This is a genomic window from Nocardioides seonyuensis (assembly GCF_004683965.1).
Classification (GTDB): domain Bacteria; phylum Actinomycetota; class Actinomycetes; order Propionibacteriales; family Nocardioidaceae; genus Nocardioides; species Nocardioides seonyuensis.
Genome location: NZ_CP038436.1, coordinates 506115 through 520979 on the forward strand (window position 1 = coordinate 506115; position 14865 = coordinate 520979).

Here is a 14865-nt window from a genome sequence, read left to right on the forward strand (position 1 = left end):
TCAGCGCCGCCCGACCACACGCACGAGCCCCTCGCCGCTGGCGGCGAGCAGTGTGGCCAAGGAGCCCTCGTCGTCCTGGGGGACGCTGAGCACGACCTGGCGGCTCGTCGAGGCTGCGAACGACTCGGCGGCGCTGGGAGCCGCGAGGACCGCCACGTCGTGCAGCACCGCCTTGGCCCGTGGCTCGCCGCGCGCACCCTCGCCCACCACCCAGATGTCCACACGCGACCCGGCCCCCACGCCCGGCGGGACGTGCTCGGGGCCGACGGCCACCGGGACCGCCACGGTGTCGGAGGAGGCGTCGCCGAGGGCCGCACCGGCCACGAGCTCGCCGGCGCCGACGCCGCGAAGCAGGGTCAGCTCGGCGGGAAGGGTCTCGGAGACGGGGAGGTAGCGCTCGGAGTCGTCGTCCTCGCCGAAGCGGACCCTCGTCGCGCGCAGGTCGTCGGCGTGGAGCACCTCTCCCGGGCTCAGGTCGCGCGCCGCGGCCCACACGGCGGTGGACTCGTCGGCCGAGCCGACGACTGCCGACCCTGCGACGACCGAGCCCGCCACCAGGGCGACACCCGCCCAGAGCCGCGGATCTCGCCAGCCCGGTGACCTCGAGCGGGTGGCGGAGGGCACGTCGGTGGAGAGCGAGTTCCGAGACACGGGGGCAATCATGGCGGCGAAGCGGTCCTGCCACACCTGCTTGTCCACAGGCTGCGACGTCGGTGCCGTCGACGACGTCGCGCGATGGCACGATGGGGCGCATGGTCGAACCCAGGTTCCTCACCCTCAGCGACGTCGCCGAGGTGCTCAACACGTCGAGCGCCCAGGTCTACGCGCTCGTGCGACGAGGCGACCTGCCCGCGATCAAGATCGGCGGTCGCGGCCAGTGGAGGGTCGAGCGCCCGCAGCTCGAGGAGTTCATCCAGCGGATGTATGCCGAGACACGCCAGTTCGTCGACCAGCACCCCTTCGTCGACGCCGACGCCGACCCGAGCTGAGACGGGGCCTCAGCCCACCTCGCCGTCCAGGGTGAGGGTGAACGTCTCCTCGTCGTCGCCGCGCCTGACGGTGAACTCGACCTCCTCGCCCGGGAGGTGGGTCCGGATGGCGACGATCAGGGCGATGCCGTCGGTGACCGGCTGGTCGTCGACCGCGGTCACGATGTCGTCCTTCTTCAGGCCCGCACGCGCCGCAGGGGTGTCAGGCATGACCTCGGTGATCTCGGCACCCACCTCGACCCCCTCGCCACCCGTACGGACCTTGGCGCCGATCACGGGGTACTCCGCCTTGCCGGTGCGCAGGATCTGGTCGACGGTGGTGCGCACCTGCTCGATCGGGATCGCGAAGCCGACACCGATGTTGCCGGACTTCGCCGCGAACCCACCCGTGGTGGCGATCGCGGAGTTCACCCCGACGACCTCACCGCTGAGGTTGACCAGCGGACCGCCCGAGTTGCCGGGGTTGATCGCTGCATCGGTCTGCACGGCGTTGATGAAGGACGACTCGTCACCGGCCTCTCCCGAGGTCGTCACGGGACGGTCCAGGGCGCTCACGATGCCGGAGGTCACGGTCTGGCTCAGACCGAGCGGCGCGCCGAAGGCGACCACGGACTCCCCGACGCGGAGCGACCGGGACCCTCCGAGCGCGGCAGGCTCGGCATCGCCGATGCCGTCGACCAGCAGCACCGCGAGGTCGTAGACGGGGCTCCGGCCGACCACGGAGGCCTCGTGGCGCACGCCGGCGTGGTCGATGACGAGGATCGGACCCTCCTCGTCGGCAGCCGAGGCGACGACGTGGTTGTTGGTGACCACGTGTCCCTCGCGGTCGAGCACGAAGCCGGAGCCGGTCGCACCGCCGGCCTTGCCGTCGTACTCGGCGATGATCTGCACGGTGCTGGGCAGCAGCGCCTGGGCGACCGCGGGGACCGAGCCGTTGTCGACCTCGAGCGGCGCCGCCTCCTGGGTGCTGATCCCCTCGAGGCCACGCGACACCCGACCGGTTCCGTCGGCCAGGTCGACGAGACCGGCACCGACCAACCCGCCGACCAGCCCGACGAGCAGGGCGATCCCGGCCAGGGCCACCCACGTGGCGCCGGGCAGTCCGCGCTGGTCGGGGGCGGCGCTCGGGCCGAGCGGCCGGTAGCTGCCGTAGCCCGCGTAGGGAACCGGGGCGGGGTAGGCCGGCTGGTGGGGCGGCGTCGGAATCGGACGGGTCGGGGGGCGTGCGTAGTAGCCGCCGCCCGACGGCAGGCCGCTCAGCGGCTGGGTCGGCTCGTCGCCGGGTCGGTCAGCCGGCTGGTCGTGCGGCTCGCCGGAGTGCTCGTCCTGTTGGCGCTGGTCCTCGCTCACCGGGCCATCTTCTCCCGAGCGAGCAAGAAACGCTCGGTCAGGGGCGTCGGGGTGACCGCGGACGGTCCGGGGATGTCGGTCACGGGCGGGCGCGGATCGACTCGCGGCGAGCCGGCAAGGCCCAGCGCCAGCACACCGACGACGCACGCTCCGGCGGCGCCGCCACCGATCGCCACGAGACCTCGGTGGCGAGACCGTGCGGGGTAGGCGGCCGCAGCGTTCGACGCGGTGGCGAACGGCTGTGCCGCGAGAGCCCCCTGGTGCCCCAGCAGCGAGTCCTTGAGCCGATCGGGGGCGCAGGAGGAGCCCAGGGAGAGCTGCGCCAGACGGGTCTTCACCCAACCCTCGCGCTCGACGAGGTCGCGGCAGGCGTGACAGCTGTGCACGTGGCTCCAGCAGCGCTCCTCCTCGGCGGGAGTCAGATGACCGTCGAGGAGCGCGCTGACGCGAGACCCGAGGTGGGACATCAGGCCTCCGCCCGGCGGGAGTACGACGGACCCGAGTAGCGGGCGCGTCCCTCGCTCGGCTCGCGGTGGGCCAGCGCCTTGCGCAGCATCGTGCGGCCGCGGTGGATCCGCGAGCGGACGGTGCCGAGCTTGGCGTCGAGGATCTCTGCGATCTCCTCGTAGGTCAGTCCCTCCACGTCGCACAGCACGACCGCGGCGCGGAAGTCGGGAGGCAGGGTGGCGAGTGCACGCTCGATGTCGTCGTCGAAGCGCTGGTCGACGTAGGCCGCGTCGGGCGGCGGCGTCGCACTCGTCAGGCGGGCGGCACGCTCGTCCGAGAGGGCGTCGAAGCGGATGCGCTGCTTGCGCCGAGCGCCGTCGAGGAACAGGTTGGTCGTGATCCGGTGCAGCCACCCCTCGAAGGTGCCGGGGGTGTAGGTGTGGAGCGACCGGAACACCCGCACGAAGACCTCCTGGGTGAGGTCCTCGGCGTCGGCACGGTTGCCGGTCAGGCGGTAGGCGAGCCTGAACACGCGGTCCGAGTGTCGTTCGACGATCTCGTCCCACGTCGGCAGCACCGAGGACTCGACTTCACTCACATGCTTCTCCTGCCTCGACGCCTGAGGGCCGAACCTGACACCCAAGGGGACCTCCGAGGCTAGGGAAGCCTCCTGAGAGGAGGCTGTGAGCGGGATGAGAGCGTCGTACGCAGTGCCCAACGTGCGAAGGTTCACCGGTGTTCCCGCGATAGAGTCGCACCGCCCCGCGCAGCGGGAGCCCGACCCAGGAGGCCACCATTCCCGCTCCACAGCACACCGCTCCGATCAAGCCCGCGAGCTGGGCCCACGCTGAGCAGTTCGTCGCCGAGGACGAGATCCTCGAGGCCGCGCGCGCTCGCGCCGAGGAGGTCGGTGTCGTCCCGATCGGCTCAGGGGTGGGCGCTGCCCTCCGCTTCCTCGCCTCCGTCCTCGACGCGCGTGCCGTGGTCGAGATCGGCACCGGCACCGGCGTCTCCGGCCTCTGGCTGCTGCGCGGCATGCGCTCCGACGGCGTGCTGACCACCGTCGACATCGAAGCCGAGCACCAGCGCCTCGCCAAGGAGACCTTCACCGAGGCCGGGATCTCCGCCAACCGTGCCCGTACGATCGCCGGCGCCGGGCTGGACGTCCTGCCGCGCCTCACCGACGGCCACTACGACCTGGTCTTCTGCGACGGGGACAAGCGCGAGTACTCCGCCTACCTGAAGGAGGCCATGCGCCTGCTGCGTCCCGGCGGCGTGGTGGCCTTCGACAACGCGCTGTGGCACGACCGGGTCGCCGACCCCTCGCAGCGCGACGAGCAGACGGTCGCGATCCGCGAGCTCGGGCGCGAGGTCTCCTCGCACGAGTCGCTCGTGCCGGTGCTGCTGCCGGTCGGCGACGGCCTGCTGGCAGCGAAGAAGGAGTGGGCTCCCGAAGGCTGAGGCCGGGCCTCAGGCTCGGGGTGTGGCCTCGAAGCCGTCCCATCCCTCGGCCACCGCGACGATCTCGCACGGTTCGATGAGGATCGGGGACGACCCGATGATCTGCGACCCCGGTGACTCGGCCGCGGTCTCGCGGAAGGCCTCCTCGAACTCGGCGCGCGCCTCGTCGGAGGCGAAGACGTAGCAGCCCTCGAACCACTCGCCCGGCACCGAGCGCCAGGTCTTGAAGCGCAGCCCGGTCATGCCGGTGAAGCGGGCATGGCTGGTCTCGGCCACGTAGCTGGCCAGTGCCTCGTCGACGCCCTCGGGAGCCTCTGCCAGCGACCAGCGGACGGTCAGGCCGTTCATGCGATTCCCTCCAGGGGGTCCTCGGAGCCGAGCCAGCTCAGCAGCAGTCGTGCGCCGAACCCGGTCGGGCCCGCTGTCCACTCATGACGATCGACGGGAGCCTCGGCGGCGGAGGCGAAGTCGACGTGTCCCCACGGGACGTCACCGGCGAAGGGACGGAGGAAGAGCGCCGCCGTGATGGCGCCCGGGCCGCCTGCGGCGTTGTCGGCGTCGGCGACCTTGGAGGAGAGCTTCTCCTCGTAGTCGGCGCTGAGCGGCATCCGCCACAGCAGCTCACCGGAGTCGGCGGAGGCGTCGGCGAGGCGCTGCGCGACACCCTCGTGGTTGGCGAAGTAGCCGCCCGTCCACTGGCCCAGGGCGACCTTCATCGCCCCGGTCAGAGTCGCGACGTCCACGAGCACGGCAGGAGCGAGCTCGGACACGCCGTAGGCCATCGCGTCGGCCATGACGAGGCGGCCCTCGGCGTCGGTGTTGTTGACCTCGGAGGTGCGCCCGCCCCAGTGGCGGATCACGTCACCGGGGCGCATGGCCGAACCGCTGATCGAGTTCTCCGCTGCCGGCACCAGGCCGACCACCCGGACCGGGCAGTCGACGTCGCGCAGGGCGGTCATCGCGGCGATCACGGCAGCGCCGCCACTCATGTCGCGCTTCATGGTGAGCATGCCCTCGCTGGGCTTGATGTCGAGGCCGCCGGTGTCGAAGGTGATGCCCTTGCCGACGAGCACGACCGTGGGCGTGCGCCGATCGGCTCCCCGAGGGGTGTAGTCCATTCGGATCAGGCGCGGAGGCGTCGCGGAGCCGGATCCCACCGCGAGGATGCCGCCGAAGCCCTCGGCAGCAAGGCGCTCCTCGTCCCAGACGGTGACCTCGAGGCCGGCGGCCTCACCCATCTCGACGGCCTGCTGGGCCAGCCACGGCGGGTTCTTCACGTTGGCGGGAACGGTCGCGAGCGTACGTGCCCTCCACCCGGCACCACCGAGGGCGATGGCCCGGCGGAGCTCGTCGTCGACGACGCCCTCGTCGTCGCCCAGGGCCGCGAGGACGACGCGCCCGACGGGGCGCTCCTCGGGTCCGGTCGAGCGCCAGTGGAACGAGAACGACCCGAGCATGGTCCCCACGACGAAGGCCGTGAGACCGCCCTCCGGCGCGATCGCCGGGATGCTCGAGACGACGCTGGGGCGGTCCTTGGTCGCACGCGCGACTGCTGCTCCGGCGCGCCGGAAGTCGACCGGCCGCTGCTCGCCGACGCCGACGAGGAGGACGAGTGACACGCGGTCGGACACCACCGGGACCGCGGTCACCTCGGCCGTGGCACCGGTCGCGCGGGTGGCGTCCAGCGTGGCGAGGAGATCGACCCCGAGGGCCTGCGCGGCCTCGTCGGCGCCGGGACCCAGCAGCACGGACCCGTCGTCGCCGGGCAGGACCGGGAAGGCCCACACCGCAGCACCGCCCACCTGGTGCGGGAGCGAGGCGGTGAGGGCGAACTCAGGTGGCGAGACCTGGGCGGGCAGGAGGTCGGGGTCGACCACGGTCACCCGACGACGCCCGTGAGGGCGTCAGCCAGCCCCGAGGCCTCCTCGGCGTTGAGCTCCACGACCAGTCGCCCACCACCCTCGAGCGGAACGCGCATCACGATGCCGCGACCCTCCTTGGTGACTTCGAGCGGTCCGTCGCCCGTGCGGGGCTTCATGGCGGCCATCGGCGCACCTCTTCCTGACTTGGCTGGCCGGGACTGGCCGGGGCTTCTCGCATGCAAACGAGGCGGCCCGGTGGACACTGCCGCCTCGATCGGCGTCGTACTGACCTTATTATCCCCCATCCCGGGAGTGACCCGCACCACAGGTCTGGTTCGCCCTGCGGAGATGGTCGGGCAGACTGCTCCCATGACCTCGACAGCCACGCATGACACCGCCGACGACGCCCCGGTGCTGGTGCGCGTCCTCGACGGCATCGCCACGATCACCCTCAACCGCCCCGACGCGATGAACGGGCTCGACCTGCGCACCAAGGAGGCCCTGCTCGCGGCCGTGCAGCAGGTCGGCGAGGACGACTCGGCCAGGTGCGTGGTGCTCACCGGCAGTGGGCGCGCCTTCTGCGTGGGCCAGGACCTCAAGGAGCACCTCCAGGGACTGAAGGGCGACACCAGCATCCCGCTCTCCGACACCGTCGGCCGGCACTACAACCCGATCGTGCACGCGCTCGCGACCATGCCCAAGCCGGTGGTCGCGGCGGTCAACGGCGTGGCCGCCGGCGCCGGGGCCAGCCTGGCCTTCGCCGCCGACTTCCGCGTCCTGGTCGACTCCGCGGGCTTCAACACCGCGTTCGCCGGGGTCGCGCTCTCCTGCGACACCGGCGCCAGCTGGTCGCTCCCGCGCCTGGTCGGCCGCGCCAAGGCCATGGAGCTGCTCTACTTCCCGCGCACGATCTCCGCGGCCGAGGCGCTCGAGCTGGGGCTCGCCACCCAGGTGGTGCCGGCCGCTGACTTCGAGGCGACGGTCGGCGAGCTCGCCACCCGGCTGGCGGCGGGCCCGACCGTGGCGTTCGGCGCGATCCGGCGGGCCGTCACCAACTCGGCCGCGAGCTCGCTGGAGGACGCGCTGGCCTTCGAGGCCGACATGATGGCGCTCACCGGTGGCAGCGCCGACCACCGCGCAGCAGTCGACGCGTTCGTGGCGAAGGAGAAGCCGGTCTTCGAGGGCCGCTGAGGGTGGCGGCAGACAACATGCCGCCATCCAGGGTGGTGTACGACGGCGCAGCGTCAGGGTCAGCGTCGTACGACGCGCGCGCCCAGCACCCGGAGCAGCTGGCGGGGCGCGGCGACCGACATGCGGTGACGCGACGGCCGGGCGCCGTACTCCACGGTCAGGGCCGAACCACGGAAGTTGGCGTTGAACCAGCTGGTCATCGTGCCGTGGCACAGACCGCCGCAATCGAGCGTGGTGGTCGGGAGTCGCAGGCCGCGTGCCAGGCGGCGTGCGAAGTGCGGGTCCTTGGTGTCGGTGTCGACGCCGAACAGCGGCTGGTGGAAGCTGACGACCCGTCGGGGGCGGACCTGGCGCAGGAATTTCATCATCGCGCGCGTCTCGGGCTCGCTGGCCGGCCGCGGGCCGGACTCGTAGCTGCCGTCGAGGTCGGCCCAGTCGTGGGGGTAGTTGCGGTTGAGGTCGACCCCATGGGCGTTGCGGCGGGTGCGCCGCACCAGGCCGTCGGGGTTGTAGCGCGGCACGACCCACAGGTCGATGCCTCGAATCGGCCTGCCGTCGCGCAGTGACTGCAGGATGAGGCGGGTGGCGGGCTCGTTGCCGTGCATCGTCGAGATCAGGACCACCCGGCGCTTGCCGGGCTCCCCGAGCCGCCAGGCGTGGATGGGGCGACCCTTGACCGAGCGGCCGAGGATGCGCTTCTCCACGACCGCCGGGCGCTCGGTGGCGTACGACGTGCGCGTCGCCGAGGTGGCCGGACCGCCCGGCGCCGCCGAGACCGGCCCGACCAGGGCGGCCGCGCCCATCGAGCAGCAGACGAGGAGGACGAGGAGCCAGGCGGACTGACGCATCAGACCGCCGCGGTGAGGTAGGCCCAGGTGAAGCCCAGCACGAGAACCAGCATCCCGCCGTGGGCCAGGATCGAGAGACCGGCCCCGTCGCTCCAGGAGTCGGTGACAGCCCGCGTCACGTGACGGCCGCGCGCCGGCAGCCATCGCATCAGGATGAGCAGGCCGCAGAGGGTCGTGACCCACCACGCCGCGATGGCGACGATGCCCATGAGGGCTCCGCCGAGGAAGGAGTCCTCGGACGAGACCACGTACACCGCCCACAGCGCGAGCGCGAGGATGCCGGAGACGAAATGGGCCAGGGCGAGGGCAGGGCTCACGGGGAAGCGTCCGGCGACGGCGTCGCCACGCAGCCGCAGCCTGGTGAGGACGATGATCAGCGCGGCCAGGGCCACGCCGATCCAGACGACTGTTGTGCTCGACACGCGGGGCAGTCTGCCCTAGGGGAGCTCGTCCTTGCCACGGGCGTCGGGATCAGTCTTCTCCTCGGCCTGGGCGTCCAGCTGGGACGCCAGGCGGTCGAGGAGGGCGTCGACCTCGCTGGCCCGGTAGCCCCGGACCGCCAGGGAGAACCGCACCCGTCGCAGGTCTGCGCCGACGAGGGTCCCCTGGGGGAGGTCGAGGTCCGGGCGGTCGTGCGAGACCGGCGGCAGGTCGCCGGTGCGTCCCGAGGCGATGACTGCCACTCCCCCCATGGCGAGCACCACGAGCACCGCGAAGAACCACATCATGGGCGCATCACTCCGGTCGCTCGGGCGCCGGCGTGGGCCAGCGGTTCTCTCGTGCCGCGACCATGATCGCCACGGCCTCGTCGACGTCGTCGGTCACCTGGAGCATCTCGACGTCGTCCTGGCTGATCTTGCCCTGCGCGAGCACGGTGTCGCGGAGCCAGTCGATCAGGCCCGACCAGTAGGCGCTGCCGAGCAGCACGATCGGGAAGGAGGTGACCTTCTGGGTCTGCACCAGGGTGAGCGCCTCGAAGAGCTCGTCGAGCGTGCCGACGCCACCCGGCAGGACGACGAACCCCTGCGAGTACTTCACGAACATGGTCTTGCGGGCGAAGAAGTAGCGGAAGTTGATCCCCTTGTCGACCCACGCGTTGAGGCCGGCCTCGAACGGCAGCTCGATCCCGAGCCCGATGGAGGCCCCCCCTGCCTCGCTCGCTCCCTTGTTGGCGGCCTCCATCGCGCCGGGGCCGCCGCCGGTGATGACCGCGAAGCCGGCACGCGCGAGCTTGGCGCCCACCTCCTCCGCCAACGCGTAGAACGGGTTGTCCACGGCAGTGCGGGCCGAGCCGAAGACCGCGATGGCGGGCCCGAGCTCGGCGAGGGCGCCGAATCCCTCGACGAACTCCGCCTGGATCCGCATCACCCGCCATGGATCGGTGTGGACCCAGTCGGTCGCGCCGCGCGAGTCGAGCAGGCGCTGGTCGGTGGTGCTGCCGTCGTGGACCTGTCCGCGACGTTCAATGATCGGCCCCTTGAACCTGTCCTTCACGCCAGCCACTCCTTCAAGGTCTGCTCGCACCGTGTGAGGTGCTCGACCGGGACGTGCTCGTCCTGCTTGTGGGCGAACAACGGGTCGCCCGGACCGTAGTTGACCGCCGGGATGCCCAGCTGGGTGAACTGGGCGACGTCGGTCCAGCCGAACTTCGGGTTGACCTCGCCGCCGACCGACTCCACGAACGCCTTGGCGGCCGGGCGGTCCAGGCCTGGCATCGCGCCCGGCGCCAGGTCGGTGATCGTCACGTCGAACCCGTCGAAGAAGTCCCTGACGAACGCCTCGGCCTCGGCGGTCGAGCGGTCCGGCGCGAAGCGGAAGTTGACCTCGACCACGCACTCGTCGGGGACCACGTTGCCGGCGACGCCGCCGCGGATGCCCACCGCGTTGAGCCCCTCGTGGTAGGTGAGGCCGTCCAGCTCTGGGCGGCGAGGCTCGTAGCCGGCGAGGCGGTTGAGCACCTCGGCCGCGGCATGGATCGCGTTGACGCCCTGCCAGCTGCGCGCGCTGTGGGCGCGCTCGCCGGACGTGCGGACCTCGGCGCGCAGGGTGCCCTGGCAACCCGCCTCCACGCCGGCGTTGCTCGGCTCCATCAGGATCGCGAAGTCGGCCTGCAGGAGGTCGGGGTCGGACTCGGTGAGCTTGCGCAGGCCGTTGAAGGTCGACTCGACCTCCTCGGCCTCGTAGAGCACGAAGGTCAGGTCGCGGCTCGGCTCGGGCAGGTCGGCGGCGAGCTTGAGGATGACCGCGTCACCGCCCTTCATGTCGCAGGTGCCGAGGCCGTGCAGGATCCCGGCCGAATCGTCGCGCCGGGCGGGCAGGTTGTCGTTGACCGGCACCGTGTCGAGGTGGCCGGCGATGACTACCCGCTCGCCGCGGCCCAGGTCGGTGCGAGCGACGACGGTGTGCCCGCGTCGTACGACACTGAGGTGGGGCAGCTCGCGCAGGGCAGCCTCCACGGCGTCGGCGAGCACCTGCTCGTGGTGACTGACCGACTCGATGTTGACCAGCTGCTCGGTGAGCGTGACGACGTCGGCTGCCAGGTCGAGCTGCATGCCCCCATCCAACCAGTCCGCCCCCGCGGACAGCTCCGAACGGTCGACCGGGACCTGTGCCACCATGTGTCCGCATCGGGCAGGGGGCCCGTGCAGACGGGGGATCTGTCATGGAGCGAGTCATCAGGCACCTGGCGGTGCTGGTCGTCCTGGGTCTGACGAGCGTCGCGCTGGTCGTGGGCCCGGCCGGGGCCAAGCCGACCTGGCAGCCGGTGACCAACATGTATGCCGACCTGTCCGCAGTGGGCGGTTCGGCGCAGGCGCCCGACGTCGCGGTCGACGCCGAGGGCAACGCGACCGCCGTGTGGTCGCGCTCGACCGGGTCTGGGTTCGTCGTGCAGGCAGCCACCCGTGAAGCCGGCGGGGCGTGGAGCGCCCCGGTGGACCTGACGACCGCGTCCAACGGCTACGACCCCCAGGTCGTGGTCGATGCGGCCGGCAACGCCACCGCCATCTGGCGCGCGCGTGCAGGCGAGGGCACCGTCGTACAGGCTGCTGGCCGCCCCGCGGGCGGCGTGTGGAGCGCCCCGGTCGATCTCGCCACCGACCTCACCCTCGACCACTCCCGCATCGACGTCCCACAGATCGCCGTCGACGCCGCGGGCAACGTCACCGCGACCTGGTCGCGTTACGACGCCTTCCGGTTCGTCGTGCAGGCCGCCTCTCGTCCAGCAGGCGGGGCCTGGACGACACCGGTCGACCTGTCTGCCCCCAGCAACACCTCCGCGAACTCCTCGCTCGCGCTCGATCCGGCGGGCAACGCCACGGTCGTCTGGACGACCAGTGAGGGTTCCGGTGGTGGATACGCCCCGGGCAGCGGAGCCAAGATCCAGGCCGCGACCCGCCCTGCGGGGGGTACGTGGTCCTCGGCCGTCGACGTCACCGACGCCGGCCCCTCGTCCTACGTCTACGAGCCCCGCGTCGTCGTCGGCCGTACCGGCGAGGTGACTGCGATCTGGCTGGCGCTCTCCGGCGCCTACGTGGTCCAGTCCGCCACCCGCCCCGCCCAGGGACCGTGGACGGCCCCTGAGACCCTGTCGGCTCCGGGCGCGGACACCTCGAACCCGGATGTCGCCGTCGACGGACAGGGCACGACCACTGCCGTCTGGCAGGAGCACGACGGCGACAACTGGATCGTCAAGGGGGCCAGGCGCGCCGCCGGAGGGGCATGGTCCGACGGGGTCGACCTCTCGGCTCCCGGGCAGGACGCGATCAACCCCCAGGCGGTCGGCGACAGCGCCGGCAACACCACGGCAATCTGGACCCGCTCCGACGGCACCGCCGAGCGCATCCAGGCCGCCACGCAGGCGGCCGGCGGCACCTGGACCGAACCCCTCGACCTCTCCGCACCCGGAGACGGACCCAGCAGCATCCCCTTCCTCGAGAACGGGGAGGCCCACAACCCGGAGATCGCAGTCGACCCTGCCGGCAACGTCACAGCCGTGTGGTCGCGCTTCGACGGCAACAGCTGGATCGTCCAGGCCCGTGGTCTCGACGCCGCCGGGCCGGTGGTCGCCGCTCTCACCTCGCCCCCCTCCGGGACCACCGGAAAGCCGCTGGGCTTCGAGGTCACCGCCAGCGACGTGTGGTCCAGCATCACCGACGTCGCCTGGGACTTCGGTGACGGTCAGACCGCTTCGGGTGCCTCGGTGACGCACACGTACGCCAACCCCGGGACGCGCACGGTGACGGTCACCCTGACCGACGCGGTGGGCAACGCCACCACCCGCACCCGCACGATCGACGTGGCACCGGCACCGGTCGCCCCGCCGCAGGTCGACCCACCGGCGACCGCGCCCGAGATCACGGGCCTGCGGCTCAAGCCCAAGCAGATCGAGATCCACGGGCCCAAGCGCAGGACCCGCACCGCGGTCGTCCTCCGTCTCACCGAGGACGCCAGGGTCACCCTCACCATCCAGCGCAAGGGCGTCACTGGCAAGAAGGTCAGGTCGGCGGTCGTCCTGCGCAAGAGCCTCGACTCCGGCAGCTCCAAGCTCCGCCTCACCAGCAAGCAGCTCAAGCGCAAGCTGGGCAAGCGCAGCTTCGTGCCCGGCCGCTACACGCTCACCGTGACAGCGGTCAACGATGCGGGCAAGGACAGTCGCAGCACCACGCTCCGCGTGCGCCGCTGACCGAGGTCCGATCTGCCGCACCGGTCTGGACCGGTCTTGCCGGAGGGGTCGGCGTCTGACCCAATGACAGGTCAGCCGTCTTCACGGGGGAGTCGTCATGGCCCGGTCACGCCGCAGTCTCGCAGTGCTCGTCTCACTGGTCTTCGCGGCCGCCCTGCTCGCCCAGCCACCCGCGCAGGCGGCGCCGACATGGCGCGTGGTCGACGACCTCTCCGCCGCCGGGCAGGCGGCCTACCTGCCGCAGGTGGCCGTCGACGCGTCGGGCAGCTCGACTGCCGTGTGGCAGCAGGATGACGGCGCCGAGAGCATCATCTGGTCGGCCCACCGACCAGCCGGCGGCACCTGGTCCGACCCCGTCGCCCTCTCGAGCCCCGGGCAGGACGCCCGCACGGCCGACGTCGCAGTCGACGGGTCCGGAAACGCCGTCGCCGTGTGGGAGCGCTCGAACGGCACCCACACCATCATCCAGACCGCCACCCGCACCGCGGGCGCGTGGTCGGGCAGCACCGACGTCTCCACCGCCGGGCAGAACGCCTACCTGCCCCAGGTCGCGGTCGACCCAGCGGGCAACGCCACCGTGATGTGGTACCGGAGCAACGGCGCCCACACCGTCATCCAGGCCGCCACCCGACCTGTCGGCGGCGTGTGGCCGGCACCCACCGACGTGTCCGTCGCCGGCCAGAACGCCTACGGTCCACGCCTGGTGATCGACTCCGCAGGAACCGTCACCGCCGTGTGGCGACGCAACAACGGCGTGCACAACGTCATCCAGTCGGCTGTACGTCCCGCCGGCGGCTCCTGGTCGGCACCCGCTGACCTCTCCGCCGCGGGCCAGTCCGCCAACACCCCCCGCCTGGCTGTCGACGGCCAGGGCGGCGTCACCGTGGTCTGGTACCGCTGGAACGGCTCGCACTACCTCGTCCAGGCAGTCAGCCGACCCGCCGGCGGCACGTGGTCCTCCCCCACCGACCTCACCGCCCTCGGGGGAAGTGCCTGGGACCCTGAGGTCGCCGTCGACACGGCCGGCAACGCCACCGCGGTCTGGTACCGCAGCGACGGCACCGACTACATCATGCAGGCCGCCAGCCGTCCCGCCGGTGGCACCTGGTCCGTCCCGACGAACCTGTCGGCCCCCGGCGAGGACGCCCGGGAGCCACGGGTCGTCGTCGACTCAGCCGGCAACGCCACCGCGGTGTGGTACCGCAGCGACGGCACCCACACGGTCGTCCAGTCGGCCAGCCGCCCGGCCGGTGGCGCCTGGTCCGCCCCGACCGACCTGTCGGCCCCCGGCCAGGACGCCCGGGACCCACAGGTCGTCATCGACTCGGCCGGCAACGCCACCACGGTCTGGTACCGCAGCGACGGCACCCACAGCGTCATCCAGGCACGAGGGCTCGACGTGGCCGGGCCGGTGCTCACCAGCTTCACGACGCCGACGAACGCGAAGACCAGCCACGTCGAGAACCTCTCGGTGTCGTCGTACGACGTGTGGTCGCCCGTGGACAGCACGGCCTGGTCCTTCGGCGACGGGACAACCGCCAGCGGAAGCGCCGTCACCCATGCCTGGATGGCCGCCGGGACCTACACGGTGACGGTGACGCTCAGCGACGCCGCCGGGAACACCACCACCGCCTCGCGTGAGGTCATCGTGACCGGGCTGCCGGTCATCTTCGTTCCTCCAGCTGAGCCCGTGGCGCCGGAGATCACCGGCCTCCGGCTCAAGCCCAAGCAGATCGAGATCCACGGATCGAAGGGCAGGACCCGCACCAAGGTCATTGTGAGACTCACCGAGTCCGCCAAGGTCACGATCACCCTCAAGCGCAAGGGCGCCAAGGGGAAGAAGGCCCGGCAGAAGGTCGTCCTGCGCAAGAGCCTGAAGGCCGGCCAGAGCAAGCTCCGGCTCACCAGCAAGCAGCTCAAGCGCAAGCTCGGCAAGCGCCACTTCAAGCCCGGCCGCTACAAGCTCACGGTCAAGGCCACCAACAAGGCCGGTCAGGACAGGCGCAGCGTGACGCTCCGCGTCCGCCGGTAGG

General features: G+C 71.9%; 17 protein-coding genes. 5 read left to right on the forward strand and 12 right to left on the reverse strand.

Annotated elements, in window-relative coordinates; genetic code table 11:
- Positions 1-651 carry a CpaB family protein gene (locus EXE58_RS02510; protein ID WP_135266423.1) on the reverse strand — a complete coding sequence of 217 codons (651 nt, stop codon included), beginning with the start codon at positions 649-651 and terminating at the stop codon, positions 1-3.
- A gap of 101 nt (positions 652-752) precedes the next feature.
- On the opposite strand from EXE58_RS02510, the gene EXE58_RS02515 reads away from it, so the two are divergent.
- Positions 753-989 (forward strand): helix-turn-helix domain-containing protein, encoded by a 237-nt coding sequence (locus EXE58_RS02515; RefSeq protein ID WP_135266424.1) that lies wholly within the window; start codon positions 753-755, stop codon positions 987-989.
- Between the two features lie 9 nt (positions 990-998).
- Here the strand turns inward: EXE58_RS02515 and EXE58_RS02520 are convergent, their stop codons facing one another.
- Genes EXE58_RS02520 through sigE form a run of 3 tightly spaced genes read right to left on the reverse strand, consistent with a single transcriptional unit; the run spans position 999 to position 3384 of the window.
- The gene (locus EXE58_RS02520) at positions 999-2339 is read right to left on the reverse strand and encodes a S1C family serine protease (RefSeq protein ID WP_135266425.1); all 1341 of its coding nucleotides are present in this window, start codon (positions 2337-2339) and stop codon (positions 999-1001) included.
- A complete protein-coding gene (locus EXE58_RS02525) occupies positions 2336-2806 on the reverse strand; it encodes an anti-sigma factor (RefSeq protein WP_135266426.1) in 471 nt (156 codons plus the stop codon). The genes EXE58_RS02520 and EXE58_RS02525 overlap by 4 nt, the downstream gene beginning before the upstream one ends.
- Positions 2806-3384 (reverse strand): RNA polymerase sigma factor SigE, encoded by a 579-nt coding sequence (gene sigE / locus EXE58_RS02530; RefSeq protein WP_244242388.1) that lies wholly within the window; start codon positions 3382-3384, stop codon positions 2806-2808. The genes EXE58_RS02525 and sigE overlap by 1 nt, the downstream gene beginning before the upstream one ends.
- A gap of 275 nt (positions 3385-3659) precedes the next feature.
- Between sigE and EXE58_RS02535 the strand changes: the two genes are divergently transcribed.
- On the forward strand, positions 3660-4247 hold the full coding sequence (locus EXE58_RS02535; RefSeq protein WP_425271676.1) for an O-methyltransferase: 588 nt from the start codon (positions 3660-3662) through the stop codon (positions 4245-4247).
- A gap of 9 nt (positions 4248-4256) precedes the next feature.
- On the opposite strand, the gene EXE58_RS02540 is transcribed toward EXE58_RS02535, so the two are convergent.
- Genes EXE58_RS02540 through EXE58_RS19625 form a run of 3 tightly spaced genes read right to left on the reverse strand, consistent with a single transcriptional unit; the run spans position 4257 to position 6294 of the window.
- Positions 4257-4595 (reverse strand): hypothetical protein, encoded by a 339-nt coding sequence (locus tag EXE58_RS02540; RefSeq protein ID WP_135266429.1) that lies wholly within the window; start codon positions 4593-4595, stop codon positions 4257-4259.
- The gene (locus EXE58_RS02545) at positions 4592-6130 is read right to left on the reverse strand and encodes a leucyl aminopeptidase family protein (RefSeq protein ID WP_135266430.1); all 1539 of its coding nucleotides are present in this window, start codon (positions 6128-6130) and stop codon (positions 4592-4594) included. The genes EXE58_RS02540 and EXE58_RS02545 overlap by 4 nt, the downstream gene beginning before the upstream one ends.
- The gene (locus EXE58_RS19625; protein WP_208544103.1) at positions 6127-6294 is read right to left on the reverse strand and encodes a DUF3117 domain-containing protein; all 168 of its coding nucleotides are present in this window, start codon (positions 6292-6294) and stop codon (positions 6127-6129) included. The genes EXE58_RS02545 and EXE58_RS19625 overlap by 4 nt, the downstream gene beginning before the upstream one ends.
- Positions 6295-6478: 184 nt before the next feature.
- On the opposite strand from EXE58_RS19625, the gene EXE58_RS02555 reads away from it, so the two are divergent.
- Positions 6479-7300, forward strand: coding sequence for an enoyl-CoA hydratase/isomerase family protein (locus EXE58_RS02555; RefSeq protein ID WP_135266432.1), 822 nt, complete (start codon positions 6479-6481; stop codon positions 7298-7300).
- Positions 7301-7359: 59 nt separating this feature from the next.
- Here EXE58_RS02555 and EXE58_RS02560 read toward each other — a convergent pair whose 3' ends face one another.
- From EXE58_RS02560 to dapE, 5 genes are read right to left on the reverse strand one after another with little or no spacing between them, the layout of a single operon-like run.
- The gene (locus EXE58_RS02560) at positions 7360-8148 is read right to left on the reverse strand and encodes a M14 family zinc carboxypeptidase (protein ID WP_135266433.1); all 789 of its coding nucleotides are present in this window, start codon (positions 8146-8148) and stop codon (positions 7360-7362) included.
- Positions 8148-8570, reverse strand: coding sequence for a hypothetical protein (locus EXE58_RS02565; RefSeq protein ID WP_135266434.1), 423 nt, complete (start codon positions 8568-8570; stop codon positions 8148-8150). The genes EXE58_RS02560 and EXE58_RS02565 overlap by 1 nt, the downstream gene beginning before the upstream one ends.
- 15 nt (positions 8571-8585) lie before the next feature.
- On the reverse strand, positions 8586-8876 hold the full coding sequence (locus tag EXE58_RS02570; protein ID WP_244242389.1) for a DivIVA domain-containing protein: 291 nt from the start codon (positions 8874-8876) through the stop codon (positions 8586-8588).
- A gap of 7 nt (positions 8877-8883) precedes the next feature.
- Positions 8884-9642 (reverse strand): LOG family protein, encoded by a 759-nt coding sequence (locus tag EXE58_RS02575; protein ID WP_244242390.1) that lies wholly within the window; start codon positions 9640-9642, stop codon positions 8884-8886.
- On the reverse strand, positions 9639-10700 hold the full coding sequence (gene dapE / locus EXE58_RS02580; protein WP_135266436.1) for a succinyl-diaminopimelate desuccinylase: 1062 nt from the start codon (positions 10698-10700) through the stop codon (positions 9639-9641). The genes EXE58_RS02575 and dapE overlap by 4 nt, the downstream gene beginning before the upstream one ends.
- A 110-nt stretch (positions 10701-10810) precedes the next feature.
- Between dapE and EXE58_RS02585 the strand changes: the two genes are divergently transcribed.
- Both EXE58_RS02585 and EXE58_RS02590 read left to right on the forward strand, forming a co-directional pair.
- Complete coding sequence (locus EXE58_RS02585) at positions 10811-12832, forward strand: PKD domain-containing protein (RefSeq protein ID WP_135266437.1); 2022 nt, start codon at positions 10811-10813, stop codon at positions 12830-12832.
- Positions 12833-12929: 97 nt separating this feature from the next.
- Entirely contained in the window at positions 12930-14864 is a 1935-nt protein-coding gene (locus tag EXE58_RS02590) for a PKD domain-containing protein (RefSeq protein WP_135266438.1), read from the forward strand.
- Position 14865 lies beyond the last annotated feature (1 nt).